The organism is Pannonibacter phragmitetus DSM 14782, assembly GCF_000382365.1.
GTDB lineage: Bacteria > Pseudomonadota > Alphaproteobacteria > Rhizobiales > Stappiaceae > Pannonibacter > Pannonibacter phragmitetus.
The window spans coordinates 41,305-67,228 of record NZ_KB908220.1 but is presented as its reverse complement, the minus strand read 5'-3'; the positions used below and the strand labels follow the sequence as shown (position 1 = coordinate 67,228).

Sequence of the window (25,924 nt, the reverse complement as noted above, 5' to 3'; positions counted from 1 at the left end):
TGAATGCCGGGCGTCTCTCTTCTTGTTCCTTTCCCTCATTCCAAGGACAAGAGATGCCCCTCTATCAGATCAATGCCGCACTTGGCACTGCCAGCATGTCCATCAGTCAGGTAATCCAGCAGGCCAATGCGGGCAATGCCGGGCCAACGCCCGTCATCAATCCGAACCCCAATCCGAACTATCTTTGGGTCAACCAGCTTGGCCGCCAGACGATTGACGCGACGCAGAACCCGTCGTCAACGGCTGCCATGGGGCTCATCACATGCGCTTCGGTGGTGATGGTTTCGGCCAACCCGAATGATCCGCCGGTCGCCTCTGTGTACCACGCCAATGCAGGCGTGATAACGGGGGTAAACCTCAACCAGATGCGGCTGGCCATCACGCAGAATCCCAACAACCTGCCTGCCTGGGAAGATCTGATGGTCACCTATGCGGTCACGCAGCCCTGGGATCAGGGCTATATGGATGCCATCAACGTGATGACGGGCTTCGGTATTCCGGCAAACCGCATCGCCTGGCTTTCCCAGATCCCGATCGGGTGCTTCGGCATCAATTCGATCGGGCAGGTGGGAGTGCCGGGCGCCGCGTGATGGCGGCTGCATGACAGGTGCAGGAAGGCCTGAAACAAGAAAGCCGGGCGCGAGGCCCGGCTTTCCGCATCTGCAGCCTGAAAGGCTTATGCAGAGTAGTACATGTCGTATTCGACCGGATGCGGGGTCATTTCGTAGCGCATGTTCTCTTCCATCTTCAGCTCGATGTAGCTGTCGATGAAGTCGTCGTCGAACACGCCGCCAGCCTTGAGGAACTCGCGGTCGGCATCCAGCGACTGCAGGGCTTCACGCAGCGAGCCGCAGACGGTCGGGATCTCGGCCAGCTCTTCCGGCGGCAGGTCGTACAGGTTCTTGTCCATGGCGTCGCCCGGATGGATCTTGTTCTTGATGCCATCGAGACCGGCCATCAGCTGCGCAGCGAAGGCGAGGTAGGGGTTCGCGGTCGGGTCCGGGAAGCGGACTTCGATGCGCTTTGCCTTCGGCGAAGAGGTGTACGGGATGCGGCAGGAGGCCGAACGGTTGCCCGAGGAATAGGCGAGCAGAACCGGAGCTTCGTAGCCCGGGACCAGACGCTTGTAGGAGTTGGTCGACGGGTTGGTGAAGGCGTTCAGGGCCTTGGCGTGCTTCAGGATGCCGCCGATGTAGTACAGGCACATCTCGCTGAGGTCAGCGTAGAGGTTGCCGGCGAACAGCGGCTTGCCATCGCGCCAGATCGACTGGTGGCAGTGCATGCCCGAACCGTTGTCACCGAAGATCGGCTTCGGCATGAAGGTTGCGGTCTTGCCGTAAGCGTTGGCGACCTGGTGAACCACATACTTGTAGATCTGCATGTGGTCAGCGCAGACGGTCATGGTGTTGAACTTCACACCCAGCTCGTGCTGTGCGGCAGCCACTTCGTGGTGGTGCTTCTCAACGGACACGCCCATCTCGGCCATGACGGTCAGCATCTCGGAACGCATGTCCTGGCAGCTGTCGATCGGCGGGACCGGGAAGTAGCCGCCCTTGACGCGCGGACGGTGGCCGAGGTTGCCGGCTTCGTACTCGGTGTCGAGGTTGCTCGGCAGCTCGTTGCTGTCCAGCTTGAAGCCCGTGTTGTACGGCTCGGAAGCGAAACGCACGTCGTCGAAGATGAAGAATTCAGCTTCCGGGCCGAAGAAGATGGTGTCGCCGAAGCCGCCGGTCTTGACGTAGGCTTCTGCCTTCTTGGCGATGGAGCGCGGATCGCGGTTGTAGGTCTCGCCGGTGCGCGGGTCGACGATGTCACACAGGATGACGAGGGTCGGCTGGGCGAAGAACGGGTCGATGTGAGCCGAGGACGGGTCCAGGATCAGCGTCATGTCGGAGGCGTCGATCGCCTTCCAGCCGGCGATGGAGGAGCCGTCGAAGGCAACGCCTTCGGCAAACATGTCTTCGTCAACGAGGCTAACGTCCATGGTGACGTGCTGCAGCTTGCCGCGCGGGTCGGTGAAGCGCAGGTCGACGAACTTGATGTCCTTGTCCTTGATTTCCTTAAGGATATCAGCAGCGGTGGTCATTATTCACTTCCCTATGTGTTCTGTTTTCACGTGGGCTATTCTCGCAGCTTCAGAGCCTGCGCCTGTGGCGCAGCGGCCTTGCGGATGCGAAACTCGGGAGCGGGCTATGCCCGCGAAACGGATTGAAAGGCCTCAGATGGCGTCCACGCCGGATTCGCCGGTGCGGATGCGGACAGCTTCCTCGATGTTGGAGACGAAGATCTTGCCGTCGCCGATGCGCCCGGTTTGGGCTGCATTGCGAATCGCGTCAACGGCTTTTTCCACCATCTCGTCGGCGAGGACGATTTCCACCTTCACCTTCGGCAGGAAGTCGACGACATATTCTGCGCCGCGGTACAGTTCGGTGTGTCCCTTCTGGCGGCCGAAGCCCTTGGCTTCGGTCACGGTGATGCCCTGAAGACCCACTTCCTGCAGCGCTTCCTTCACCTCGTCGAGCTTGAAGGGTTTGATGATCGCCTCGATCTTTTTCATCGTCTTGCGTCTCTCTCCGTTTCGGTGGCCATTGGCTGGCACGTTTCTGCGGCGGGGTCCGGATCGCACGATCGGGGAGGCCCGTTGTTGCCCCCTCTCTTGCACGACGCGTGCCAACTTTTCTCATCACCTGAAAGCGCCGAAAAAAGGGGCATTGCCGACACTGTGGCCGATCCTGATGGTTCCGCCAAGCCGGTCAGCTGCCCGTTTTTTGCTCAATGTGATGCCTTATTGTGCACTCGTCTGCATTTGGGGCTCCTGCCGGGCTTAAAAGCGCTGATTGGCGGGTGCCAAAGGGGCTTGCGTGTGCGGCTTCTATTGGCAACTCTGACGCCCGTTTCAGAAGGCGGATGGGGATATGTCATGGTGCCGGGTGTAGAATTGCTCACTCCGCAGGAAATGCGCCGCGCAGATGCGCTGACAATCGAGGCGGGAACGCCGGGGATCGAGCTGATGGAGCGCGCAGGCCGTGGTGTGGCGAATGCTGCGCGGGCCACGCTGGCGCCGGGGCAGGGGGTGCTGGTGCTCTGCGGGCCCGGCAACAATGGCGGCGATGGCTTCGTTGCCGCCCGGCTTCTGGCGCTTGAGGGCGTGCCGGTGATGCTGCTTCTGTGCGGGCAGCCGGAGCAGCTTTCGGGGGATGCCTGGAGCGCCTGGCGGCGCATGGGTGAAGAAGCGGCCGATGGCATCCGGTTTCTGGAGGCAGGCGCCAATCCGTTTCAGGAGAGTACGGGAACAGGCGCTCCGCTGGTGATTGATGCGCTTTTTGGCGCAGGGCTTTCCCGTCCTGTCAGTGGATATGAACTGGAACTGGTCAACGGCCTCAACGCTTCGGGCCTGGCGGTGCTGAGCGTTGATGTGCCGAGCGGACTTGATGGTGCGACGGGGGAGGTGAGGGGCGTTGCCGTCAAGGCCGCGCGCACTGTCACCTTCTGCCGGATGAAGCCGGGGCATCTGCTGCTGCCGGGCCGTGTTCTGTGTGGTAAGGTCGAGGTTTGCGATATCGGCATTGCCAATGAAACGGTTCAGGCGGCAGGCGGGCCGGGGTGCTGGCGCAACGGGCCGCAGGTCTGGGATGCTTTTGTGCCAAGGCCGCGGGTGGACGGGCACAAGTTCTCCCGCGGTCATGCGGTGGCCATCTCCGGTCCGGCTCATGCCACAGGTGCCATACGCCTGTCGGCCATGGCGGCGCTGCGCAGCGGGGCGGGGCTGGTGACGGTTGCCTGCGAGCCCTCCGCCACGATGGTTCTGGCGAGCCATCTGACCACCGTCATGCTGCACCCCTTGCGCGGGGAAGAGGCGCTGGCCGGACTTTTGCCGGACAGCCGTATCACGGCGCTTGTCTATGGGCCGGGTGCCGGATTGGGGGCGGAGACGCAGGCGCTGGTGCTGGATCTTGTGGCCTCCGGCAAGGGGCTGGTGCTGGATGCCGATGCGCTTTCGAGTTTTGCAGGAACGGAGACACCTCTTTTCGTTACCATTGAAAAGAGGGTGCGGGGCGGTGCGCAGCCTCCGGTTCTGACGCCGCATGCGGGTGAATTCGGCCGTCTTTTCCCGGATCTGCCGCCGCCCGTGTCCGGCCTCGGCAAGCTGGATGCGGCCCGTGCCGCAGCGCAGCGCAGCCGCTCTGTCATTATATACAAGGGTGCCGATACGGTGATTGCCGCGCCGGACGGGCGGGCGGCCATCAATGCCAATGGCACGCCCTGGCTGGCGACGGCAGGCTCTGGCGATGTGCTGGCGGGGATCGTGACCGGGCTTCTGGCGCAAGGCCTGCCTGCCTTCGAGGCGGCTGCCATGGGGGTGTGGATGCACGGCCGCGCGGCGGAGATTGCCGGGGCCGGGCTGATCGCGGATGACCTTTTGCCGGCTCTGAAGGATGTGGTGCAGGAGCTTTCCGCGTAGAAATGGCTGCTGCCGCCATTTTTGCTTTGATGCGGCAGGGACGGGTGCTATAGAGGCCCCGCCTTGGCTACGGGCGCTGTTGAGCGTTTTTTGCGGCGGGAAGTGACCTGCCGTCCGGAAAGCGTTCCAGACTCAATGCCCCGGGCATGATCCTGCCGTTCCGGCTCGCAAGGCCTGACTGCATCATGTTCAGGGCCGTCGCGGGCGTGGTGGAACTGGTAGACACGCCAGATTTAGGTTCTGGTGGCGTAAGCCGTGGGGGTTCAAGTCCCTCCGCCCGCACCAAGTCATGGGTCTTGAGGAGTGCCGGCCGCAGGCAGCCGATCTGGGCAACCGGTCCAGAGATGAACTGGTCCAGAGCGTAGCGGCCCCCCTTTCAAAGAGGCCCGTCATGGGCTGATCGAAAACACGAAGATGGAACGCTGGTTCCATACCGAGGACGAAGCATACTACCATGCAGGTGACCGAAACCCTTTCCGAGGGCCTCAAGCGCGAACTGAAAGTCGTTATTCCGGCGACCGAACTGGCGGCCAAGCTTGACACGTACCTCGACGAACTGAAGTCCAAGGTGCGCATCAATGGCTTCCGTCCGGGCAAGGTCCCGGCCGCGCATCTGAAGCGCATGTACGGCCGTCAGGCCATGGCAGAGATCCTGAGCAACACGATTCAGGAAACCAGCCAGAAGGCCATTGAAGAGCGCAACGAGCGCCCGGCCCTGCAGCCCGAGATCGATCTGCCGGACAACGAGGCAGAGGCGATCCTGGAAGGCAATGCCGACCTCGCCTTCAAGATGAGCTACGACCTGCTGCCGCAGTTCGACATCATCGACTTCTCCGGCATCGAGATCGAGCGTCCGGTCGTCGAGATCTCCGAAGAAGGCGTGATGGAGCAGGTCTCCTCGATCGCCGAGAGCAACCGTCCGTTCGAGAGCAAGGGCGAAGGCGCCGTTGCCGAAAACGGCGACCGCGTCACCATGTCCTACCTCGGCAAGCTCGACGGCGTTCCCTTCGACGGCGGCGCTGACGAGAACGGCCAGCTGGTGCTTGGCTCCGGCCAGTTCATCCCCGGCTTCGAGGAAGGCGTCCTCGGCATGAAGCAGGGTGAGGAAAAGGTCATCTCCGTGACCTTCCCGGAAGACTACCCGGCTGCGCAGCTCGCCGGCAAGGAAGTCACCTTCGACATCGTCCTCAAGGACGTTGCCGCTCCCGGTGAAGCGAAGATCGACGAAGACTTCGCCAAGAGCCTCGGCCTTGAGTCGCTGGACAGCCTGAAGGGCATCATCCGCGGCCAGATCGAGAGCCAGTTCGGCGCCATGACCCGCCAGCGCGTCAAGCGCCAGCTGCTGGACAAGATGGACGAGTCCTACTCGTTCGAACTGCCGTCCAAGCTGCTCGAGACCGAATTCCAGAACATCTGGAATCAGGTTGAGGCCGACATGAAGCGCAACGGCAAGACCTTCGAAGAGGAAGGCACCACGGAAGAGGCCGCCAAGGCCGACTACCGCAAGATTGCCGAGCGCCGCGTGCGCCTGGGTCTGGTGCTCTCCGAAATCGGCGAGAAGAACAAGATCGAAGTGACGGACGAGGAAGTCCAGCGCGCGCTCTATGACCGCGTGCGCCAGTTCCCCGGCCAGGAGCGTCAGGTGTTCGAGTTCTACAAGAGCAACCCGCAGGCTCTCGCCTCGCTGCGCGCTCCGATCTATGAGGAAAAGGTCGTCGACTTCATCCTCTCCCTCGCCAAGGTGACCGACAAGACTGTCACCAAGGAAGAGCTGGAGAAGCTCGTCGCCGAGGACGAGGACGAGGCTGCCTCGAACTGATCCCATAGGGACTTGGCGATGCGGCGTGGGGGCTTTAACCTTGCCTTCACGCCGCATCTGCAACAGTCTTGAGTTGCTGGCGGCATCCCCTATGTATGGGTGTCGCTTTTTTCGACTCAAAGGGCCGCGCAACGGTGCGGTGCCTGACTGACGAAGATGCGTTTCAACGCTGTCTGCCCGCGCCCCGGTGGCCTGCGGGCGGCAAAGCCAGAAGATGGATGAGGTATGCAGGATCCTGTCGAATTCTACACGAACACGCTCGTGCCGATGGTCGTCGAGCAGACCAGCCGCGGCGAACGGGCCTTCGACATCTACTCGCGCCTCCTGAAGGAACGCATCATTTTCCTCACCGGCCCGGTCGAGGATCATATGGCGACGCTGATCTGCGCGCAGCTGCTGTTCCTTGAGTCGGAGAACCCGACGAAGGAAATCTCGATCTACATCAATTCGCCCGGCGGCCTCGTGACGGCTGGCCTTGCGATCTACGACACCATGCAGTTCATCCGGCCGGAAGTGTCGACGCTCTGCATCGGTCAGGCCGCCTCCATGGGCTCGCTGCTGCTGGCAGCCGGCCACAAGGGTTCCCGCTTTGCGCTGCCGAACGCGCGCGTCATGGTGCACCAGCCGTCCGGCGGGTTCCGTGGCCAGGCGTCCGACATCATGCTGCATGCGAAGGAAATCCTGAGCCTGAAGCGCCGCCTGAATGAAATCTACGTGAAGCACACGGGCCAGACCCTCGACCAGGTGGAAGAGGCTCTTGAGCGCGACAACTTCATGACGGCGGATACGGCAAAGGAATTCGGCATCATCGACAATGTGATTGCCGACCGCAACAGCCTCTCTGGCGGCGAAAGCGCCTGAGGGGTATGAGGGAAGGGAGCTTTGCCGGCTCCTCTTCCTTCAACAGGTCATTGTTTGGATGACCGGCTTAAACGAATGTTGATCTTTACGGGCGAAGCATGGAGCATGCTTGTTCGTAAAGGCCGGAAATGCGGTCTCGGACCGGAACCGGAGCGGCTGGACGGGCCAGCTTCGGGAGACAGAAAGGAAGGGGCGTGCCCCTTCCGGAACCTGCGGGGTTGAATAGATGACGAAGGCCAGCGGCAGCGACTCCAAGAATACGCTCTACTGCTCGTTCTGCGGCAAGAGCCAGCATGAAGTTCGCAAGCTGATCGCCGGTCCGACTGTTTTCATCTGCGATGAATGTGTCGAGCTGTGCATGGACATCATACGCGAGGAGAACAAGTCCTCGCTGGTGAAATCGCGCGACGGGATTCCGACGCCGCAAGAGATTCGCCGTGTCCTCGATGACTACGTGATCGGGCAGAACAGCGCCAAGAAGGTGCTGTCCGTGGCGGTTCACAACCACTACAAGCGCCTGAATCACGCCAGCAAGAACAACGACGTCGAACTGGCCAAGTCCAACATCCTGCTTTGCGGCCCCACCGGCTGCGGCAAGACGCTGCTGGCCCAGACGCTCGCGCGCATCCTGGATGTGCCCTTCACCATGGCCGATGCCACCACGCTGACGGAAGCCGGCTACGTGGGCGAGGACGTGGAGAACATCATCCTCAAGCTGCTTCAGGCTGCCGACTACAATGTCGAGCGGGCGCAGCGCGGCATCGTCTACATCGACGAGGTGGACAAGATCAGCCGCAAGGCCGACAACCCGTCCATCACCCGCGACGTGTCGGGCGAAGGCGTGCAGCAGGCCCTGCTGAAGATCATGGAAGGCACCGTGGCTTCCGTTCCGCCGCAGGGCGGGCGCAAGCATCCCCAGCAGGAATTCCTGCAGGTGGACACGACCAACATCCTGTTCATCTGCGGCGGCGCCTTTGCCGGTCTCGACAAGATCATCTCCGACCGCGGCCGCAAGTCCACCATCGGCTTCAAGGCCAATGTGGTGGGCCCGGAAGACCGCCGCATCGGCGAGCTGTTCTCCGAGCTGGAGCCTGAGGATCTGCTGAAGTTCGGCCTGATCCCGGAATTCGTCGGCCGTCTGCCTGTCATCGCCACGCTGGAAGACCTCGATGAGGAAGCTCTGGTGACGATCCTGACCGAGCCGAAGAACGCTCTGGTCAAGCAGTACCAGCGCCTGTTCGAGATGGAGAACGTGGAACTGACCTTCCACGACGAGGCTCTCAAGGCGATTTCCCGCCGCGCCATCGAGCGCAAGACGGGTGCCCGCGGCCTGCGCTCCATTCTGGAGGCCATCCTTCTCGACACCATGTACGAGCTGCCTGGCCTCAAGGGCGTCAAGGAAGTTGTCATCTCGCCGGAAGTGGTGGATGGCAAGGCCCGTCCGCTCTACATCTACGAGGACCGTGCCGAGACCACGGCAACGAGCGCCTGAGCCTTCCGGCCTTGCGTTCACGCAGTTCTGAAATGCCGCCTCCGGGCGGCATTTCTGTTTCATCCGGGGCCCGGAATGACGGTTTTTCCCTGCGTCTGGCGGGGGAGCGCGGATTGCGGCCCGGTCGTCAACAGGCAAGCTGAAGGGATATTGCTGCCTTGCCTTGACACCCATGGCGCGGGTGTCCACCTAATAGACCATGACGATGGTTTGGCGGCTGACATTCGTGCTCATGTGAGGCGGGATCAGCCGGCCCTCATCCGGACCACCCCGGGACCGGAGGGCCATCCCAAGAGCGCTGCATGCGGTCCCCCCTCCCGGGACACAGGCGTGCGGCAAGAAAGGAATGGACATGAGCGAATCTGAAACGCGCTCCCTCAACGAGGCGGAAAAGACGGTTTATCCCGTTCTGCCGCTACGCGACATTGTCGTGTTTCCGCACATGATCGTGCCCCTGTTTGTCGGCCGGGAAAAATCGATCCGCGCCCTCGAAGAGGTCATGACGTCCGACAAGCACATTCTTCTGGCGACCCAGATCAACGCGGCGGATGATGATCCGGCCACGGACCAGATCTATGAGGTCGGCACGCTGGCGACGGTGCTGCAGCTGCTGAAGCTGCCCGACAACACCGTCAAGGTGCTGGTCGAAGGCGGTGCCCGCGCAAAGATCACCAATTACACCGGCCGCGAGGACTTCTACGAGGCCGAGGCCGTCGTGCTGCCCGAGAAGGACGGCGAGAACATCGAGATCGAAGCTCTGGCGCGCTCCGTCGTTGCCGAGTTCGAGAACTATGTGAAGCTGAACAAGAAGGTTTCGCCGGAGGTTCTGGGCACCATCAACCAGATCGAGGATTACTCGAAGCTGGCTGATACCATTGCCTCGCATCTGGCCATCAAGATCCCGGAGAAGCAGGACATTCTCGCCATCGTTTCGGTGGCCGAGCGTCTGGAGCGCGTTCTGGGGCTGATGGAGAGCGAAATCTCCGTCCTGCAGGTGGAAAAGCGCATCCGTTCGCGCGTCAAGCGCCAGATGGAGAAGACCCAGCGCGAGTACTATCTCAACGAGCAGATGAAGGCAATCCAGAAGGAGCTTGGCGACGGCGAGGATGGCCGTGACGAGCTGGCCGAACTGGAAGAGCGCATCAAGAAGACCAAGCTCAGCAAGGAAGCGCGCGAGCGTGCCCAGGCCGAAGTCAAGAAGCTGAAGCAGATGAGCCCCATGTCGGCGGAAGCCACCGTGGTGCGCAACTATCTGGACTGGATTCTCGGCATTCCCTGGGGCAAGAAGAGCAAGGTCAAGCACGACCTGTCGCTGGCTGAAAAGGTGCTGGACACTGATCACTTCGGCCTCGACAAGGTCAAGGAGCGCATCGTCGAGTATCTCGCCGTGCAGGCCCGCGCCAACAAGCTGAAGGGGCCGATCCTCTGCCTCGTCGGTCCTCCGGGCGTCGGCAAGACCTCGCTCGGCAAGTCCATCGCCAAGGCAACGGGACGCGAATTCGTGCGCATCTCGCTGGGTGGCGTGCGTGACGAAGCCGAGATTCGCGGCCACCGCCGCACCTACATCGGCTCGATGCCCGGCAAGGTCATCCAGTCGATGAAGAAGGCCAAGCGCTCCAACCCGCTCTTCCTGCTCGACGAAATCGACAAGATGGGCATGGACTTCCGTGGCGATCCGTCTTCGGCGCTGCTGGAAGTGCTGGATCCTGAGCAGAACAGCACCTTCATGGACCACTATCTGGAGGTCGAATATGACCTTTCGGATGTGATGTTCGTGACGACGGCCAACACGCTGAACATCCCCGGCCCGCTCATGGACCGTATGGAGATCATCCGCATCGCCGGTTACACGGAAGATGAGAAGCTGGAGATCGCCCGCCGCCACCTGCTGCCGAAGTCCGAAAAGGACCACGGCCTGAAGGACGGCGAGTTCTCCGTCAGCGAAGAAGCCCTGCGTTTCGTGATTCGCCGCTACACCCGTGAGGCGGGCGTGCGTAATCTTGAGCGCGAAATGGCAACGCTGGCCCGTAAGGCGGTGAAGGACATCCTCATGACCGGCGTGAAGACGGTGGCCGTGGATGAGGAACTGGTCGAGAAGTACCTCGGTGTGCCGCGCTACCGCTATGGTCAGGCAGAGCTCGAGGATCAGGTCGGTGTGGTCACCGGTCTTGCCTGGACGGAAGTGGGCGGCGAGCTGCTCACCATCGAAGGCGTCATGATGCCCGGCAAGGGCAAGATGACGGTGACGGGCAACCTGCGCGACGTGATGAAGGAGTCCATCTCCGCCGCTGCGTCCTATGTGCGCTCGCGTGCCGTCGACTTCGGCATTCAGCCGCCGCTGTTCGACAAGCGCGACATCCACGTGCACGTGCCGGAAGGCGCAACGCCGAAGGATGGCCCATCTGCGGGCATCGCCATGGCCACTGCCGTCATCTCGGTCATGACCGGCATTCCGGTCCGCCGTGATGTGGCGATGACGGGTGAGATCACCCTGCGCGGCCGCATCCTGCCGATCGGCGGGCTGAAGGAGAAGCTGCTGGCTGCGCTGCGCGGCGGCATCAAGACCGTGATGATCCCGGAAGACAACGCCAAGGATCTGGCGGATATTCCGGACAGCGTGAAGAACGGGATGGAAATCATCCCGGTCTCCAGCATGGAGCAGGTCCTGAAGACGGCCCTGTTGCGCATGCCGGAAGCGATCGAATGGGATGAGGCGGCTCAGGCGGCTGCAACTTCTGATCAGCGTCCCGGCGACGATGATGCATCCGGTTTGATTGCCCATTGAAGCGTGAACGCCTGAAATAATTGGAGCCCCGGCTTGCGCCGGGGCTTTTTTCTTGGAGAATCGGGTGAAAATGGCGGTTTTCTGCGAAAAAATGGCTTGCTTTGCCGTCTGTTTCGCACGAATTTCCGGCCAGCGGCTTTGGCGAGAATCGCCTGCTTTCCGCCGTTTTGTAGAAAGGGACTGCTATGAACAAGAACGATCTGATCGCGGCCGTGGCTGAGAAGACTGGCCTGACCAAGGCTCAGGCCGGTGAAGCCGTCGACGCCACGTTCGACGCCGTGACCCAGGCGCTCAAGGGCGGTGACGAAGTCCGCATCATCGGCTTTGGCAACTTCTCGGTTTCCGAGCGTGCAGCCACCGAAGGCCGTAACCCGCGCACTGGCGAAACGATCCAGATCCCGGCTTCCAAGACGCCGAAGTTCAAGGCCGGCAAGGGCCTCAAGGACGCCGTGAACGCCTGAGGCAGTTCCGGAGCCTTTACCGGGCCGCCTTCGGGCGGCACGGTAAAGCCCGTGCGGCGCTGAGCCGCCGCGTCCCGGCAGCATCTGCATCCGGAGCCTGGTGCTCAGCCCGCCCGAAAACCCGCGTGTGGTCTCCATGCGCGGGTTTTTCCGTTCCGGCGGGCAAGAGTGAGGCGGGCAGGGGAGAGGCGGCCAAGGGGGAAGCGGGCATCTGCGGCTGTCACCTGAGATGAACGGCCTGTCTTGCGATGCCGGCGTATCCCGCCCTGAGAATGCTCCAGCGCCACAAGGGCTTGAGCATGCCGCAATCAGAAAAGCTCGCTGCGGGACGGCATGAAGCCACGGTTTTCCGCCATCCGAAGCGCGTCTGCCGTTCCGCCATCAACAGGTTATCCAGAGCCCTGAGGAAAAACGCGTGAAGGTCCCTTGGCCCTTGCCAAGCCGGATCATTGCCCCTAAAAGACGGGCTTCCGGATCGCCTCGATCCGGCTGGCCATCAGTGCCGGGCGGTTAGCTCAGTTGGTAGAGCGCCTCGTTTACACCGAGGATGTCGGGAGTTCGAGTCTCTCACCGCCCACCATCTTATCTCCTCGATATCCACGAATCTTGCGTCAATTCACTTTGACGCCATGGCTGAATTTGCCCGGATTCGTGCTTCTTTGAAGCGGGTTTGGCTTCGCTTCAAGAGTTTAAGTCTCTGTTTTTTATAAGTAATCATCGTTATTGCGCAGTTCGCGGATAAATTTTTACTCCTGCCTAATCGCAAGTCCTTAAACTGCAGGGTGTGGGCTGTGAGGATTGCTGTATGAGCGTGCAGGACGTTTCAAGAAAATATGCGGTGACGCTGCGTGGCAGGGGGCGTGTGCCGATCGTCTTTGCCCATGGCCTCGGCTGTGACCAGACCATGTGGAAGGATGTGGCGCCCGCCTTTGAAGCGTCCGGCCAGGTGATTCTGTTTGACCTGATCGGATTCGGCAATTCGGATCACAGCTGCTTCAGCTACGAGCGGTATCAGTCGCTTGCCGATTATGCGGATGACTGTATCGAGCTCATTGAGAATGTCTGTTCCGAGCCGGTCATATTCGTTGGCCATTCCGTCAGCGCCATGATTGGCGTTCTGGCGGCCGGGAAGCGGCCGGATCTGTTCAGGCAGCTGGTGCTGATCGGTCCGTCTCCGTGCTATGTGAATGATGGCGCGTATCAGGGAGGCTTCAATGCTGCCGACATTGAAGGCCTGATCGAGGCGATGCGGTCGAACTATCTCGGCTGGACGAAAGGGATTGCGCCGCTGATCATGGGCAATCCGGATCGCCCGGAACTGACGGCGGTTCTGGAGGAAAGCTTCTGCCGGACGGATCCCGATGTCGCACAGCATTTTGCAGCCCTGACGTTCTGGAGTGACAACCGCAGCGATCTGGCGTCCGTCACCACACCGGCTCTGGTCATCCAGTGCTCCGAAGATGTTATCGCGCCGCAGAGTGCCGGGCGCTATGTTGCCGCACAGATGCCCAACGCGCAGTTCGTCGAACTCAAGGTTACGGGCCATTGTCCGCATGTGAGCCATCCTGCCGAAGTCATTGAAGAGATCAGGTGCTATGCCGGGCTTCCCATCCCCCTCAGCTGACGTCTCCGGGCTCCTTGACGCATGGTATGATGCTCCTTGCGCGCTGGCGGTCACGGATGCCTCATTCCGGTTGACCCGTGCCAACAGGCTGTTCTGCCGCCTTGCCGGAATTGACGAAACTGCAGCAGAGGGCAAGCGCCTCAGCAGCTTCCTGAGCAGGCCGGGCCAGATCTATTTCGAAAGTATTCTGGCCCCGCTGCTGCACATCGAAGGCGCCTGTTCTGAAGTCGCGCTCAGCCTGCAGGCAGCGTCTTCGTCCACACCCGTTCTGCTCAACATGACGGTCCGGACCGGGATCTCGCCTCGGCTTTACGATGTGGCCGTCTTTCCGGCGCCGGAGCGGCGCTCCTTTGAAGATCAGCTGCTCAGCCTCAAGAGCGATGCCGAGCGGCGCGCCGCCTGGCTTGCCCAGCTTGAGGCTCTTTCAGGCATCGGAGCATGGACCTACGAGATCCGGACGGGACGGATGCTCTGGTCCGGCCGGACCTATGAACTTTACGGAATCAGCAGCGGCACGGATATCGATCTTGAAACGGCTTTGCGGCCCTTTGCACCCGCTGTCCGCCGAACGATCGAGGATATGCTGGCGCAGCCGGATCTGCCGAGCCTGGCGCCCGTGTCCCATGAGGTGGAGTTCAGCCATCCGTCAGGCCTGGTCCGCCGTTTCAAGATTGCGGGCCATGGCAGCGTCAACCATCTCGGGGAGCCGGTGATTCAGGGCGTTCTGCAGGACATCACGGACGCCTATAACAGTCAGCTCGACCTGTGGCGCGCAGCCCATTTCGACCAGATCACCAGCCTGGGCAACCGCTATCATTTCAATGCAGAGCTGTCGGGCCGGACGGAGCCCAAGGGGAAGGCGGCTGAGTTCTTTCTGCTGATCATCGATCTTGATGGCTTCAAGGCCGTCAATGACACCTATGGCCACCGCGCCGGGGATGATGTTCTCAAGGAAGTGAGCCGCCGCATCAGCCTGTGTGCCAGCGCAGGCAGCTTTCGTCTTGGCGGCGATGAATTCGCGCTGATTGTTGACGCCCAGTCCGGAGTCGATGCGGTGAGAGCGCTGGCCCAGCATCTGCTGACGGACATCGCCCGTCCGATCGATACCGGCAAGGAGGCTGTCTGCGTCAGCGCATCCATCGGGATTTCGCATTACCCGTCCGACGGCTGCGAAAGCGATCTGCTTCTGCATGCAGCGGATTGCGCCATGTATGCGGCCAAGAAGAACGGCAAGAATCAGTTTGCGGTGTTCCAGCCAGGGGCGGCTGCTGGCATCTGAGGGGCCGTCAGGGGCTGCTGCGGGCATCTGCCCAGCAAAAAACCGGCGGAACGATCCGCCGGTTTCTGTCTGTGGAGGGCAGGTGACTGCCCGCCGGGTCTGATGTCAAGCAGCCGCCACAGCCCTGAGGAAGGTCTCGATGCGGTTGCGCAGGTCTTCCGTGCTGCGGGCGGTCTGGGTGGAGTTCTGCAGCACGCCTTCAGCCGTCTGGGCGGTGCGGGTTGCCCCGTCGGCGACGTGGTGCATGTTTTCCGTGGCCATACGGGTGCCCTGAGCAGCTTCCTGAACGTTGGCGGAGATTTCCCGCGTTGCCTTGCCCTGCTCGTCGACGGCCCCGGCAATGGCGCCGGTGTAGCCATTCACCTCTTCCATGATGTCGGTGATCTCTTCGATCACGGCAACGGTCTCGCGGGTCGAGGCCTGGATGGCAGAGATCTGCGAGGAGATTTCTTCCGTTGCCTTGGAGGTCTGGTTGGCCAGTTCCTTCACTTCGGCGGCGACGACAGCAAAGCCCTTGCCGGCCTCACCGGCGCGGGCGGCCTCGATCGTTGCGTTGAGCGCGAGCAGGTTGGTCTGTTCGGCAATCGCCTGGATCAGGCTGACGACTTCGCCGATCTTCTGTGCGGCAGCGTCAAGGCTGGCGACCTTCTGATTCGACTGGGCGGCACTGGTGGTGGCTTTGCCGACGATAATGCTGCTCTGGCTGACCTGGCGGTTGATCTCGCCGATGGAGGCGGAGAGCTCCTCTGCCGCCGAGGCGACGGTCTGCACGTTGGCGGTTGCCTGTTCGGAGGCGGCCGCTGCGCTGCCGGAACTCTCCTCGGTGCGGGTGGCGATCTGTTTCAGGGCAATGGCGGCTTCGTTCAGGCGGCCGGTGTTCTCGGCAACGACACCAAGCGCCTGCTGCGATTCGATCTGGAAGCTCTCGATCAGGCGGGCAATCGCCTCCTGGCGCTGATGCTCGCGCAGACGGTCAGCTTCGCTCTGACTCTCAAGCTTCTGGCGGGTAAGACCGTTTTCGCGGAAGACCTCAACGGCGCGGCTCATGCTTCCGACTTCGTCAGATCGATCCGTTCCTTCAACCGGTTCGTCCAGTTGATTGTCTGCGATACGAAGCATCTGCGCACTCAGGCGCCTCAGCGGGTTCGCTATTGACTTTGCAAGGAAAAGGCTAAGCGTGAGTGCGGCGGCAAGAAGAATGAATGTCAAACTGACACTTTTGATGACCTGGTCCCAATAAAGTGCATTGACGTTATCAAAAAGAATGCCGGATCCAAGAACCCAGCCCCAATCTTTGTAGTATCCAACATAGCTAGTTTTGGGGAAGTGACCGCCTGTGGGTGCTTCGTAGTAATAATCAACATAGCCGCCACCGCTTCTCGTGGCTACGTCGATAAACTCGCGAATGTGATATTTACCTTGAGAGTCTTTAGTTTCCCAACGGTTCGTGCCTTCCGTATCCGGCTTCTGAGCATGTATCAGGCGGATACCTTTCTCATCGTAGCCAAAGATATAATTGTCGCCGTCAAACTTGATGCCGCGAATGGCTGTTTTAGCTTCAGCCTGCGCTTCCTCTATGGACATCTCACCTTTTTTGGCGAGCTGGTTGTATGTGTCTGCAATACCAATTGCAGCATCTACAAGACTGCGAACTTCGGAGCTCTTGAACTGCATCAAATTCGTCCGCAAGTTCCAAAGCTGGTACGAAATGACAAGAATGAAACAAGCCGCAAAGAACGCGACCAGTCCATATAGCTTCCCCGAGACCGAGGATGGCAGGATCTTCATTATGAACTCCGGTAAAAATAGAGAGCGTGCTGCTAAGATGCCGCAAGGTCGTTAACAAATATCCCATTCACGTGGAGTGTTTAGACTTATAGCGGCAAGTGAAAATGTTTTCTTTTGGTTGCATTTTTCTGCGTAAGTTTGTGCAGATTGTCGCGTGCATCGCTGTCTTGGTTTTATCCACAATGGCGCCGGGTCAAAAGACGCGGTTTTCTGCCTTTTTTGAAAAACAGGTCATTCGCCGGTTCAGGGGTGCTTGACTTCCGTCCGGGCGCGCCGTACATCGGCACCACTTCGCGGCGCCGGAAGGTTGCTGCGGGGGAAACGAAGCGGGTGTAGCTCAGTTGGTTAGAGTGCCGGCCTGTCACGCCGGAGGTCGCGGGTTCGAGCCCCGTCACTCGCGCCATTCCCTTCTGAAGGGTTTGGCACCGTTTCGTAAAGTGTGCGGGTGTAGCTCAGTTGGTTAGAGTGCCGGCCTGTCACGCCGGAGGTCGCGGGTTCGAGCCCCGTCACTCGCGCCACTTACGAAACTTGATGAAGCCCCCTCGTGGGGCTTTTTTCATGTCCGCTAAAAACTTTCCACGTTCATGAAATGCTTGCCCGGCGGGGCAGGGGCTGGCGGCTGCTGCGGCGGTTGGCCGCGGTTCATGGTCTTGTGGCGGCCTTTTCCTGTGGGGTTTCCGCACTAGGTGCCCGTCAACAGGATATGCGGGCAGCGGCGCTGCCGCAGGGGTGACGTGCCTTTCCGGAGCTGTTTATGCTTGCTGGCCTGAGCAAGCCATTGCGCCCTCTGCTTTCGGCTCTTGCGTTGGTCATGCGCGTGAGCTAAGCGTGCGCTCGCATGTTGGTAAAATCGGGGCGTTTGACAGGCTCGAGTCGTACTCCTATGAGTGGGGCACGTGCCGGAAGCACCGGATCTCCTCCCGATCCGGCCCGCCAAGTGCAAGGACGCGAAAGACATGGAAGATCTGTTGCGGGATTATCTCCCGATTGCCGTCTTCATCGGTATTGCGCTGGTCATTGGCCTGGCGCTGCTGGTGTCGCCGTTTTTGCTGGCCTATTCCAAGCCGGATCCTGAAAAACTGTCGGCCTACGAGTGCGGATTCAACGCCTTTGACGATGCGCGCATGAAGTTTGATGTGCGCTTCTATCTGGTGTCGATCCTGTTCATCATTTTTGATCTGGAAGTGGCGTTCCTCTTCCCCTGGGCAGTTGTGTTCGGGGATCTGGGCTGGCTCGGCTTCTGGTCGATGATGACCTTCCTCGGTGTGCTGACCATCGGCTTTATCTATGAATGGAAGAAGGGGGCTCTGGAATGGGACTGACCACGTCTTCGGACACGCTGGTCGCACCCGCTCCGAAGGGTGTGATCGATCCGGCCACCGGCAAGCCCGCCGGGGCTTCCGATGCCTTCTTCATGCAGGTCAATGACGAGCTGGCCGACAAGGGCTTTCTGGTCACCTCGACCGAGAGCCTGATCCAGTGGGCCCGTACCGGCTCGCTGATGTGGATGACCTTCGGTCTGGCCTGCTGCGCCGTGGAAATGATGCAGATGTCGATGCCGCGTTATGACGCGGAACGGTTTGGCTTTGCACCGCGCGCCAGCCCGCGCCAGTCCGACGTGATGATCGTCGCCGGCACGCTGACCAACAAGATGGCGCCCGCGCTTCGCAAGGTCTACGACCAGATGCCGGAGCCGCGCTACGTCATCTCCATGGGCTCCTGCGCCAATGGTGGCGGGTATTATCACTATTCCTATTCGGTGGTGCGCGGTTGCGACCGCATCGTTCCGGTTGACATTTATGTCCCGGGCTGCCCGCCGACGGCAGAGGCGCTGCTGTACGGCGTGCTGATGCTGCAGAAGAAAATCCGCCGCACAGGCACGATCGAACGCTAAGGCCGTCCGGGCGCAAGGCCCGGGCAGCACCGTGTAGAATGCAAGGGTGCGGGTTGAGGGATCCGCGCCGTCAGGTCCGGAAGGGTCGGGAACAAAACGATGGACGAGACGCTGAAGGAACTCGGCGAGCATATCGGGCTGGCGCTGAAGGACCGGTTGTTGTCGTGGCAGGTTGCCTATGGCGAGCTGACGCTGACCGTTCCGGCCCAGGACATCATCGATGTGGTTCGTTTCCTGCGCGATGACGCGAGCTGCAAGTTCGTCAATCTGACGGACATTTGCGGTGTGGATTATCCCTTCCGCGACAAGCGCTTCGACGTTGTCTACCACTTCCTGTCCCCGGTGCAGAACCAGCGCATCCGCGTGAAGGTGGCGACCGACGAGGACACGCCGGTTCCGTCGCTGACGCCCGTTTTCCCCGGTGCCGAGTGGTTCGAGCGCGAAGCCTACGACATGTACGGCATTCTCTTCTCCGGCCACCCGGATCTGCGCCGCATCCTGACGGACTACGGCTTTGACGGCCATCCGCTGCGCAAGGACTTCCCCGTAACCGGTTACGTGGAAGTGCGCTATGACGACGACAAGAAGCGCGTTGTCTATGAGCCGGTCCGGCTGACACAGGAATTCCGCAACTTCGACTTTCTCTCGCCCTGGGAAGGCACGGAATACGTGCTTCCCGGCGATGAGAAGGCAACGACGAATTAAGGGCGGGCGGCATGGCTGAGGCTCAGGTTCGCAATTTCAACATCAACTTCGGTCCGCAGCATCCGGCTGCGCACGGCGTGCTGCGCCTTGTGCTGGAACTGGACGGCGAAGTGGTGACGCGCGTTGATCCGCATATCGGCCTGCTGCATCGCGGCACCGAGAAGCTGATCGAGCAGAAGACCTATCTGCAGGCAGTTCCTTATTTCGACCGCCTCGACTACGTGGCGCCGATGAACCAGGAGCATGCCTTTGCCCTGGCGGTGGAACGCATGCTCGGCATTACCGTGCCGATGCGCGGGCAGCTGATCCGTGTGCTCTACTCGGAAATCGGCCGCATCCTGTCGCATCTGCTCAACGTGACGACGCAGGCCATGGACGTTGGCGCGCTGACGCCGCCGCTCTGGGGTTTCGAGCCGCGTGAAGAGCTGATGGTGTTCTATGAGCGTGCCTGCGGCGCGCGCATGCACGCTGCCTTCGTCCGGCCGGGCGGCATCCATCAGGATCTGCCGCGCCAGCTGCTTGATGACATCTGGGACTTCTGCGATCCGTTCCTGCAGACGCTGGACGATATCGACGGGCTTCTCACCGGCAACCGAATCTTCAAGCAGCGTAACGTCGATATTGGCGTTGTGACGCTGGAAGAGGCCTGGGCCTGGGGCTTTTCGGGCGTCATGGTGCGCGGTTCTGGTGCTGCCTGGGATCTGCGCAAATCGCAGCCCTATGAGTGCTACGGCGACCTCGACTTCGACATCCCGATCGGCAAGAACGGTGATTGCTACGACCGTTATCTCATCCGCATGGAAGAGATGCGCCAGTCGATCCGCATCATGAAGCAGTGCCTTGAGCGCCTGACCAAGGAGACCGGTCCGGTCTCGTCCACCGATGGCAAGATCGTGCCGCCGAAGCGGGGCGAGATGAAGCGGTCGATGGAAGCGCTCATCCACCACTTCAAGCTCTACACGGAAGGCTACCACGTGCCGGCTGGCGAAGTTTACGCTGCCGTGGAAGCGCCGAAGGGTGAGTTCGGCGTCTATCTCGTGGCGGATGGCACCAACAAGCCGTACCGCTGCAAGATCAAGGCGCCGGGTTACAGCCATCTCCAGGCGATGGACTTCCTCTGCCGCGGGCATCAGCTGGCCGACATTTCCGCAGTGCTCGGCTCGCTCGATATCGTGTTCGGGGAGGTCGACCGCTAGGGCATGGACCTGACCGGAGCCCCGATCCGCGTGGACAAGGCCAGCGGCGCCATCTCGGATGCGACGCTGGTGGAGCACGCGGGTCTGGTGCTGACGCGGATGGCAGCCAAGGCGCTGCGGCCGCTGGACGATCTGGGGTTCTCGCATGCGGCGCGGCTGATCCGCTGCCTGCTGCCAAGCCGCCGCAAGGTGGCTGTCAGGTTCACGCAGGACATGACGTTCTGCTTTCCCTATGGCGACGGCTATTGGGGGCTTCTGCTGGATCCTCGCGATACCTACGAGGAAGAGGTAGAGGCGGTGCTGCTGGCGGTGAAGGATTGTGATTACACCTTCATCGATTGTGGTGCCAATTACGGGTACTGGTCACTGAAAGTGGCCAGTGAGCGGTTTGGCCGGCACAAGGCGGCCGCAATCGAGCTGGATCCCGCCAGTTTCGCCCTGCTTGAGGCGAATGTGGCGGTGAACGGCGGCAAGGTCGCCTGCCTCAACCGGGCAGTGGCCGGACGGGATGACGATGTGCTCCGTTTCTACGGGGCCAAGCATGAGGCACGGTCCGTTGTGCCTCAGGCCGGTGTGGAGCCGAAGGGCGAGGTTCTTTCGGTTACGCTCGACCGCCTCGTGGACGATGGACACATTCCGCAGGAAGGGCCGCTGGTCCTGAAGCTGGATGTGGAGGGCGTCGAGATCGAGGCGCTGCGCGGTGGCGTGGCGCTTCTGATGCGCGATGTGCTTGTAATCTACGAGGAGCATGGCAGCGACCGCAGCCATGCCGTTTCGCGCTACTTGCGCGAGGACTGCGGAATGCGGTTGTTCGGCCATGCCGGACGCGACTTTTTTGAACTCGGCCCGCTCGGTGAGCTGGACCGTATCAAGACCAACCGGCGCAGAGGTTACGACTTCTTCGCCACACGCAGCCGCTTCTGGCTCGACCGTCTCGAATCCCTCGCAAGAGGGTAGGGGCGCCGGGCAGGACCGGAGGGGCAGCGGCCCACAGGGCACGGAACGGGGAAAAGGACCATGGCGGTTCGCAGACTTGCCGCTGAACAACCTGAAAGCTTTGCTTTCACAGCGGAAAATCTCGCTTGGGCGAAGAAGGTGATCGACCGTTACCCGGCTGGCCGTCAGGCTTCGGCCGTGATCCCGCTTTTGTGGCGCGCACAGGAACAGAACGAAGGCTGGGTGAGCGAGCCGGCGATCCGCTACATCGCGGAAATGCTGGGCATGCCGCACATCCGCGTGCTGGAAGTGGCGACGTTCTACACCATGTTCCAGCTGCAGCCGGTGGGCAAGAAGGCGCATATCCAGGTGTGCGGCACCACGCCCTGCCAGCTGCGCGGTGCAGAAGACCTGATCCGGGTGTGCAAGTCGAAGATCGCGGCGCATGCGCATGATCTGTCGGCTGACGGCAATTTCTCCTGGGAAGAGGTCGAGTGCCTTGGTGCCTGCGTCAACGCGCCCATGGTGCAGATTTTCAAGGACACCTACGAGGACCTGACGCCGGAGAGCCTTGAAAAGCTCATTGACGACATTTCCGCAGGCCGTGAAGTGACCCCCGGGCCGCAGATCAATCGCCGTTTCGGCGCTCCGGAAGGCGGCCCGACCTCGCTGACCGAAATTGCCGATGATACCCAGGGCGTTCTGCCTGCTGCCCATGTGGTGGATGGTTCGGAAAAGGCTTCGCATGCCTTTGCTGGTCCGTCGATCAACGGCGGTGGCAAGGATTTCAATGGTGTACCGGATTCGGCTGAAGTATCAGTTGCACGTGTGAAGGCCGAAGTGGCTGCCCGCAAGGCAGCTGAGGCCGCAGCCAAGAACGAGGGGTGAGAGAGACAAGATGCTGAAGGATCAGGATCGGATCTTCACCAATATCTACGGCTTGCACGACTGGGGCCTTGAAGGCGCCCGCAAGCGTGGCCATTGGGACAACACCAAAGGGCTGATCGAGAAGGGCCGCGACTGGATCATCGAGGAGATGAAGAGTTCGGGTCTGCGCGGGCGCGGTGGCGCCGGCTTCCCGACCGGTCTCAAGTGGTCCTTCATGCCCAAGGCCAGCGACGGCCGCCCGTCCTATCTGGTGGTCAATGCGGACGAGTCCGAGCCGGGCACCTGCAAGGACCGGGAGATCCTGCGCCACGACCCGCACACGCTGGTCGAAGGCTGCCTCATCGCCGGCTTCGCCATGGGTGCGATCGCCGCCTACATCTATGTGCGCGGCGAGTTCATCCGTGAGCGCGAGCGCCTGCAGGCTGCCATCGATCAGGCCTATGATGCCGGGCTGATCGGCAAGAACAACAAGAACGGCTACGACTTCGACATCTACGTCCATCACGGTGCAGGTGCCTATATTTGCGGTGAAGAGACCGCGCTGCTCGAAAGCCTTGAAGGCAAGAAGGGCCAGCCGCGCCTGAAGCCGCCGTTCCCGGCGAACGTCGGCCTTTATGGCTGCCCGACCACCGTGAACAACGTGGAATCGATCGCTGTTTCGCCGACGATCCTGCGCCGGGGCGCTTCCTGGTTCTCCGGTCTCGGCAAGCCGAACAATGCAGGCACGAAGCTGTTCTGCGTCTCCGGCCACGTCAACCGTCCCTGCACGGTCGAGGAGGAGTTGGGCATTCCGTTCAGCGAACTCATCGAGAAGCACTGCGGCGGCATTCGCGGCGGCTGGGACAATCTGCTGGCGGTGATCCCGGGCGGCTCGTCCGTTCCCTGTCTCACCGGCGAGCAGATCAAGGACACGGCCATGGACTTCGACACCCTGCGCGGCCTCGGCTCCGGCCTCGGCACGGCGGCGGTGATCGTCATGGACAAGTCCACCGACATCATCAAGGCGATTGCGCGCCTGAGCTACTTCTACAAGCACGAGAGCTGCGGCCAGTGCACGCCGTGCCGTGAAGGCACCGGCTGGATGTGGCGCGTCATGGAGCGCATGGTCAAGGGCCAGTCCTCGCGTGAGGAAATCGACATGCTGTTCAACGTCACCAAGCAGGTGGAAGGTCACACGATCTGCGCCCTTGGCGATGCGGCTGCATGGCCGATCCAGGGCCTGATCAAGAACTTCCGGCCTGTGATCGAGGCCCGCATTGACGACTACGTGGCCAAGACCAAGGCTCCCAAGGCCCTGGCGGCAGCGGAGTGATGCGATGAAGATCCACCACGAAAAGCATTGCATGGATGTCAAAGGCAGCGATCTTTCCGGATCGTCCTTTGATGACGTCAATCTCTCCGGGAGCACGTTCGTGAACGTGAACCTGTCTGGTGGATCTTACCGCAACATCAATCTGTCTGGCTGTACATACAGCGACGCAAACCTGTCCGGCGGACGGTATGACGACGTGAATATGGCCGGGTTTCGTATGACCAACGCCAATCTGGCGGGGGCCTCTATCAACGATTGCCGGCTTGATGGGATGACCATCAACGGCATCGAGGTCACAGAACTGCTGGCTGCCTACACCGCAGCACAAGAGGCGAAGTGATGACAAAGCTGATCATCGACGGCAAGGAAGTTGACGTCCCGGCGGATTACACGCTGCTGCAGGCCTGCGAGGAAGCAGGCGCGGAAGTGCCGCGTTTCTGCTACCACGACCGGCTTTCGATTGCCGGCAACTGCCGCATGTGCCTTGTGGAAGTGAAGGGCGGGCCCCCGAAGCCGACCGCCTCCTGCGCCATGGGTGTGCGTGACCTGCGGCCCGGCCCGAACGGCGAGCCGCCGGTGGTGCTGACCAAGAGCCCGATGGTCAAGAAGGCCCGCGAGGGGGTGATGGAGTTCCTGCTCATCAACCACCCGCTGGACTGCCCGATCTGTGACCAGGGCGGTGAGTGCGATCTTCAGGACCAGGCCATGGCCTATGGTGTGGACAGCTCGCGCTTTGCCGAAAACAAGCGCGCTGTCGAGAACAAGCACCTCGGCCCGCTGGTCAAGACCATCATGACCCGCTGCATCCACTGCACGCGCTGCGTCCGTTTCACCACGGAAGTCTGCGGCGTTGCCGACATGGGCCTGATCGGCCGCGGCGAGGATGCGGAGATCACCACCTATCTGGAAGCCGCGCTGTCCTCCGAAATGCAGGGCAACGTGGCCGACCTGTGCCCGGTGGGTGCGCTGACGCACAAGCCCTATGAGTTCAATGCCCGTCCCTGGGAACTGGTGAAGACGGAAAGCGTCGACGTCATGGACGCGCTCGGCTCTGCCATCCGCGTCGACACCCGTGGCCGCGAAGTGATGCGCATCATGCCGCGCCTCAACGACGAGGTGAACGAGGAGTGGATCTCGGACAAGTCCCGCTACATCTGGGACGGCCTGAAGACCCAGCGCCTCGACCGGCCCTACGCCCGCAAGGACGGCAAGCTGGTTCCGGTGAGCTGGAGCGAAGCCTTCCAGATCATCGCGGACAAGGTGAAGGCCGCCACCGCTGACAAGATTGGTGCGCTCGCCGGCCAGCTGTCCAGCGTGGAAGAGCTGTTTGCGCTGAAGAGCCTGATGGACAGCCTCGGTGTGAAGAACATCGACAGCCGCTTCCCCGGCTCGCCGCTGCATCCCAAGCATGGCCGCGCCAGCTATCTGTTCAACGCCACGGTTGCCGGGATCGACGAGGCCGATGCCATCGTTCTGATTGGCACCAACCCGCGCCTCGAAGCTCCGGTGCTCAACGCCCGTCTGCGCAAGCGCTGGGTCAAGGGCAATGTCGAGATTTCCGTGATCGGCCAGAACGCCGATCTCACCTATCCGGCCACCTACAAGGGTGCGGGCCCCGACACGCTGGCTTCGCTCATCGACGATGCCTCCTTCCTCGCCGGTGCGAAGAAGCCGCTCATCATCGCCGGTCAGGGCGCGATCAACCGTCCGGACGGGGCTGCGGTTCTGTCGCTGGCGGCCAAGCTGGCCCAGTCGCGCGGCGCGGTCCGTGAAGACTGGAACGGCTTCAGCGTCCTGCACACGGAAGCAGCTCAGGTTGGCGCGCTCGACATCGGCTTCGTGCCGGGCGAGGGCGGTCTGTCAACCGGCCAGATCCTGGCCGAGAACAGCCTCGACGTGCTGTTCCTGCTGGGTGTTGACGAGATCGAGATCCCGGCCGGGGCTTTCGTGGTCTATCAGGGCACCCATGGTGACAAGGGCGCGCACCGTGCCGACGTCATCCTGCCGGGCGCTGCCTATACCGAGAAGTCCGGCCTTTACGTGAACCTTGAAGGCCGCGTCCAGCTGGGCGACCGTGCCGGCTTCCCCCCGGGTGAAGCGCGTGAAGACTGGGCCATCCTGCGTGCCCTGTCGGCTGTTCTCGGCAAGGCTCTGCCGTTCGACAGCCTGGCGCAGCTGCGCGCCAAGCTCTTCGAGGAATTCCCGCATATGGCGGCCATCGACACCATCGCAGCCGGCAACCCGGCTGACGTGGAGGCTCTGGCCGGCCTTGGCGGCAAGACCAACTCCGTCGCCTTCACCAACGTGATCAGCGACTTCTATCTGACGAACCCGATCGCCCGCGCGTCGAAGGTCATGGCGGAATGTTCCGCGCTGGCCAAGTCGCGCCTGGCGGCGGCTGCGGAATAAGGGGCAGGGGACA

21 protein-coding genes and 4 tRNA genes are annotated in these 25,924 nt (G+C 61.5%); 22 read left to right on the top strand and 3 right to left on the bottom strand.

The features are described 5' to 3' along the window. The first annotated feature begins 53 nt into the window (after positions 1 to 53). On the top strand, positions 54 to 590 hold the full coding sequence (locus H163_RS0111315) for a hypothetical protein (protein WP_019964694.1): 537 nt from the start codon (positions 54 to 56) through the stop codon (positions 588 to 590). An 86-nt stretch (positions 591 to 676) separates the two neighbouring features. Here the strand turns inward: H163_RS0111315 and glnA are convergent, their stop codons facing one another. Next, positions 677 to 2,086: a type I glutamate--ammonia ligase gene (gene glnA, locus H163_RS0111310; RefSeq protein WP_019964693.1), complete on the bottom strand. Its 1,410-nt coding sequence runs from the start codon at positions 2,084 to 2,086 to the stop codon at positions 677 to 679. A gap of 132 nt (positions 2,087 to 2,218) precedes the next feature. Beyond that, positions 2,219 to 2,557 (bottom strand): P-II family nitrogen regulator, encoded by a 339-nt coding sequence (locus tag H163_RS0111305; protein ID WP_019964692.1) that lies wholly within the window; start codon positions 2,555 to 2,557, stop codon positions 2,219 to 2,221. Positions 2,558 to 2,920: 363 nt separating this feature from the next. Between H163_RS0111305 and H163_RS0111300 the strand changes: the two genes are divergently transcribed. The 10 genes from H163_RS0111300 to H163_RS0111255 all read left to right on the top strand — a co-directional run bounded on the left by H163_RS0111300 (position 2,921) and on the right by H163_RS0111255 (position 14,783). Next, entirely contained in the window at positions 2,921 to 4,462 is a 1,542-nt protein-coding gene (locus H163_RS0111300; protein ID WP_040678696.1) for a bifunctional ADP-dependent NAD(P)H-hydrate dehydratase/NAD(P)H-hydrate epimerase, read from the top strand. 200 nt (positions 4,463 to 4,662) lie between these two features. Next, a tRNA-Leu gene (locus tag H163_RS0111295) sits at positions 4,663 to 4,747 on the top strand. Positions 4,748 to 4,916: 169 nt separating this feature from the next. After that, positions 4,917 to 6,281 (top strand): trigger factor, encoded by a 1,365-nt coding sequence (tig, locus tag H163_RS0111290; RefSeq protein WP_019964690.1) that lies wholly within the window; start codon positions 4,917 to 4,919, stop codon positions 6,279 to 6,281. Positions 6,282 to 6,506: 225 nt separating this feature from the next. After that, a complete protein-coding gene (clpP, locus tag H163_RS0111285; protein WP_019964689.1) occupies positions 6,507 to 7,142 on the top strand; it encodes an ATP-dependent Clp endopeptidase proteolytic subunit ClpP in 636 nt (211 codons plus the stop codon). Between the two features lie 226 nt (positions 7,143 to 7,368). Then, positions 7,369 to 8,634 (top strand): ATP-dependent Clp protease ATP-binding subunit ClpX, encoded by a 1,266-nt coding sequence (gene clpX, locus H163_RS0111280; protein WP_019964688.1) that lies wholly within the window; start codon positions 7,369 to 7,371, stop codon positions 8,632 to 8,634. Positions 8,635 to 8,980: 346 nt separating this feature from the next. Next, entirely contained in the window at positions 8,981 to 11,419 is a 2,439-nt protein-coding gene (gene lon, locus H163_RS0111275; RefSeq protein WP_019964687.1) for an endopeptidase La, read from the top strand. A gap of 185 nt (positions 11,420 to 11,604) precedes the next feature. Then, the gene (locus H163_RS0111270) at positions 11,605 to 11,880 is read left to right on the top strand and encodes an HU family DNA-binding protein (RefSeq protein WP_019964686.1); all 276 of its coding nucleotides are present in this window, start codon (positions 11,605 to 11,607) and stop codon (positions 11,878 to 11,880) included. A 504-nt stretch (positions 11,881 to 12,384) separates the two neighbouring features. Further along, a tRNA-Val gene (locus tag H163_RS0111265) sits at positions 12,385 to 12,460 on the top strand. Positions 12,461 to 12,685: 225 nt separating this feature from the next. Further along, positions 12,686 to 13,504, top strand: a complete 819-nt coding sequence (locus H163_RS0111260) for an alpha/beta fold hydrolase (RefSeq protein ID WP_019964685.1) — start codon at positions 12,686 to 12,688, stop codon at positions 13,502 to 13,504. Positions 13,505 to 13,574: 70 nt separating this feature from the next. Further along, positions 13,575 to 14,783 carry a GGDEF domain-containing protein gene (locus H163_RS0111255; RefSeq protein ID WP_019964684.1) on the top strand — a complete coding sequence of 403 codons (1,209 nt, stop codon included), beginning with the start codon at positions 13,575 to 13,577 and terminating at the stop codon, positions 14,781 to 14,783. 105 nt (positions 14,784 to 14,888) lie between these two features. Here H163_RS0111255 and H163_RS23985 read toward each other — a convergent pair whose 3' ends face one another. Then, positions 14,889 to 16,571, bottom strand: coding sequence for a methyl-accepting chemotaxis protein (locus H163_RS23985; protein ID WP_081626011.1), 1,683 nt, complete (start codon positions 16,569 to 16,571; stop codon positions 14,889 to 14,891). Between the two features lie 326 nt (positions 16,572 to 16,897). Here H163_RS23985 and H163_RS0111245 point away from each other — a divergent pair. The 11 genes from H163_RS0111245 (at position 16,898) to nuoG (ending at position 25,911) form a co-directional block, all read left to right on the top strand. After that, positions 16,898 to 16,974, top strand: a tRNA-Asp gene (locus H163_RS0111245). A 38-nt stretch (positions 16,975 to 17,012) separates the two neighbouring features. Then, a tRNA-Asp gene (locus H163_RS0111240) sits at positions 17,013 to 17,089 on the top strand. 438 nt (positions 17,090 to 17,527) lie between these two features. Then, on the top strand, positions 17,528 to 17,893 hold the full coding sequence (locus tag H163_RS0111230; RefSeq protein WP_026355734.1) for an NADH-quinone oxidoreductase subunit A: 366 nt from the start codon (positions 17,528 to 17,530) through the stop codon (positions 17,891 to 17,893). Beyond that, entirely contained in the window at positions 17,884 to 18,465 is a 582-nt protein-coding gene (locus H163_RS0111225) for a NuoB/complex I 20 kDa subunit family protein (RefSeq protein ID WP_019964680.1), read from the top strand. Before H163_RS0111230 ends, H163_RS0111225 begins: the two co-directional genes overlap by 10 nt. Before the next feature lie 99 nt (positions 18,466 to 18,564). After that, a complete protein-coding gene (locus H163_RS0111220) occupies positions 18,565 to 19,170 on the top strand; it encodes an NADH-quinone oxidoreductase subunit C (RefSeq protein WP_019964679.1) in 606 nt (201 codons plus the stop codon). An 11-nt stretch (positions 19,171 to 19,181) separates the two neighbouring features. After that, the gene (locus H163_RS0111215) at positions 19,182 to 20,366 is read left to right on the top strand and encodes an NADH-quinone oxidoreductase subunit D (RefSeq protein ID WP_019964678.1); all 1,185 of its coding nucleotides are present in this window, start codon (positions 19,182 to 19,184) and stop codon (positions 20,364 to 20,366) included. Positions 20,367 to 20,369: 3 nt separating this feature from the next. Continuing rightward, positions 20,370 to 21,323, top strand: a complete 954-nt coding sequence (locus H163_RS0111210; protein ID WP_019964677.1) for an FkbM family methyltransferase — start codon at positions 20,370 to 20,372, stop codon at positions 21,321 to 21,323. Between the two features lie 60 nt (positions 21,324 to 21,383). Next, complete coding sequence (nuoE, locus tag H163_RS0111205; RefSeq protein WP_019964676.1) at positions 21,384 to 22,190, top strand: NADH-quinone oxidoreductase subunit NuoE; 807 nt, start codon at positions 21,384 to 21,386, stop codon at positions 22,188 to 22,190. Positions 22,191 to 22,200: 10 nt separating this feature from the next. Next, positions 22,201 to 23,502: an NADH-quinone oxidoreductase subunit NuoF gene (nuoF, locus tag H163_RS0111200; protein ID WP_019964675.1), complete on the top strand. Its 1,302-nt coding sequence runs from the start codon at positions 22,201 to 22,203 to the stop codon at positions 23,500 to 23,502. A 4-nt stretch (positions 23,503 to 23,506) separates the two neighbouring features. Beyond that, the gene (locus tag H163_RS0111195) at positions 23,507 to 23,842 is read left to right on the top strand and encodes a pentapeptide repeat-containing protein (RefSeq protein ID WP_019964674.1); all 336 of its coding nucleotides are present in this window, start codon (positions 23,507 to 23,509) and stop codon (positions 23,840 to 23,842) included. Then, the gene (nuoG, locus tag H163_RS0111190; RefSeq protein WP_019964673.1) at positions 23,842 to 25,911 is read left to right on the top strand and encodes an NADH-quinone oxidoreductase subunit NuoG; all 2,070 of its coding nucleotides are present in this window, start codon (positions 23,842 to 23,844) and stop codon (positions 25,909 to 25,911) included. Before H163_RS0111195 ends, nuoG begins: the two co-directional genes overlap by 1 nt. Positions 25,912 to 25,924: the final 13 nt, after the last annotated feature.

What these genes read in the sequence shown, in the direction of transcription:
- H163_RS0111315 (WP_019964694.1), top strand. Translation starts at nt 54, where the DNA reads ATGCCCCTCTATCAGATCAATGCCGCACTTGGCACTGCCAGCATGTCC.
- glnA (WP_019964693.1), bottom strand. Translation starts at nt 2,086, where the DNA reads ATGACCACCGCTGCTGATATCCTTAAGGAAATCAAGGACAAGGACATC.
- H163_RS0111305 (WP_019964692.1), bottom strand. Translation starts at nt 2,557, where the DNA reads ATGAAAAAGATCGAGGCGATCATCAAACCCTTCAAGCTCGACGAGGTG.
- H163_RS0111300 (WP_040678696.1), top strand. Translation starts at nt 2,921, where the DNA reads ATGGTGCCGGGTGTAGAATTGCTCACTCCGCAGGAAATGCGCCGCGCA.
- tig (WP_019964690.1), top strand. Translation starts at nt 4,917, where the DNA reads ATGCAGGTGACCGAAACCCTTTCCGAGGGCCTCAAGCGCGAACTGAAA.
- clpP (WP_019964689.1), top strand. Translation starts at nt 6,507, where the DNA reads ATGCAGGATCCTGTCGAATTCTACACGAACACGCTCGTGCCGATGGTC.
- clpX (WP_019964688.1), top strand. Translation starts at nt 7,369, where the DNA reads ATGACGAAGGCCAGCGGCAGCGACTCCAAGAATACGCTCTACTGCTCG.
- lon (WP_019964687.1), top strand. Translation starts at nt 8,981, where the DNA reads ATGGACATGAGCGAATCTGAAACGCGCTCCCTCAACGAGGCGGAAAAG.
- H163_RS0111270 (WP_019964686.1), top strand. Translation starts at nt 11,605, where the DNA reads ATGAACAAGAACGATCTGATCGCGGCCGTGGCTGAGAAGACTGGCCTG.
- H163_RS0111260 (WP_019964685.1), top strand. Translation starts at nt 12,686, where the DNA reads ATGAGCGTGCAGGACGTTTCAAGAAAATATGCGGTGACGCTGCGTGGC.
- H163_RS23985 (WP_081626011.1), bottom strand. Translation starts at nt 16,571, where the DNA reads ATGAAGATCCTGCCATCCTCGGTCTCGGGGAAGCTATATGGACTGGTC.
- H163_RS0111230 (WP_026355734.1), top strand. Translation starts at nt 17,528, where the DNA reads ATGGAAGATCTGTTGCGGGATTATCTCCCGATTGCCGTCTTCATCGGT.
- H163_RS0111225 (WP_019964680.1), top strand. Translation starts at nt 17,884, where the DNA reads ATGGGACTGACCACGTCTTCGGACACGCTGGTCGCACCCGCTCCGAAG.
- H163_RS0111220 (WP_019964679.1), top strand. Translation starts at nt 18,565, where the DNA reads ATGGACGAGACGCTGAAGGAACTCGGCGAGCATATCGGGCTGGCGCTG.
- H163_RS0111215 (WP_019964678.1), top strand. Translation starts at nt 19,182, where the DNA reads ATGGCTGAGGCTCAGGTTCGCAATTTCAACATCAACTTCGGTCCGCAG.
- H163_RS0111210 (WP_019964677.1), top strand. Translation starts at nt 20,370, where the DNA reads ATGGACCTGACCGGAGCCCCGATCCGCGTGGACAAGGCCAGCGGCGCC.
- nuoE (WP_019964676.1), top strand. Translation starts at nt 21,384, where the DNA reads ATGGCGGTTCGCAGACTTGCCGCTGAACAACCTGAAAGCTTTGCTTTC.
- nuoF (WP_019964675.1), top strand. Translation starts at nt 22,201, where the DNA reads ATGCTGAAGGATCAGGATCGGATCTTCACCAATATCTACGGCTTGCAC.
- H163_RS0111195 (WP_019964674.1), top strand. Translation starts at nt 23,507, where the DNA reads ATGAAGATCCACCACGAAAAGCATTGCATGGATGTCAAAGGCAGCGAT.
- nuoG (WP_019964673.1), top strand. Translation starts at nt 23,842, where the DNA reads ATGACAAAGCTGATCATCGACGGCAAGGAAGTTGACGTCCCGGCGGAT.